1 rRNA gene is annotated in these 544 nt (G+C 53.5%); it reads right to left on the reverse strand.

Annotation, left to right across the window (positions count from 1 at the left end):
• Positions 1 to 544 (reverse strand): 23S ribosomal RNA (locus ACTJI7_RS22790); the annotation flags it as partial.

A 544-nucleotide genomic window follows, 5' to 3' on the forward strand; every position in this document is an offset into this window, starting at 1 on the left:
GTCGCTGCCGCAGCTTCGGTGCATGGTTTAGCCCCGTTACATCTTCCGCGCAGGCCGACTCGACCAGTGAGCTATTACGCTTTCTTTAAATGATGGCTGCTTCTAAGCCAACATCCTGGCTGTCTGTGCCTTCCCACATCGTTTCCCACTTAACCATGACTTTGGGACCTTAGCTGGCGGTCTGGGTTGTTTCCCTCTTCACGACGGACGTTAGCACCCGCCGTGTGTCTCCCGTGATAACATTCTTCGGTATTCGTAGTTTGCATCGGGTTGGTAAGCCGGGATGGCCCCCTAGCCGAAACAGTGCTCTACCCCCGAAGATGAATTCACGAGGCGCTACCTAAATAGCTTTCGGGGAGAACCAGCTATCTCCCGGTTTGATTGGCCTTTCACCCCCAGCCACAGGTCATCCGCTAATTTTTCAACATTAGTCGGTTCGGTCCTCCAGTTAGTGTTACCCAACCTTCAACCTGCCCATGGCTAGATCACCGGGTTTCGGGTCTATACCCTGCAACTTAACGCCCAGTTAAGACTCGGTTTCCCT

The sequence above is a fragment of the Enterobacter sp. 22499 genome, from assembly GCF_052044815.1.
GTDB lineage: Bacteria > Pseudomonadota > Gammaproteobacteria > Enterobacterales > Enterobacteriaceae > Enterobacter > Enterobacter bugandensis.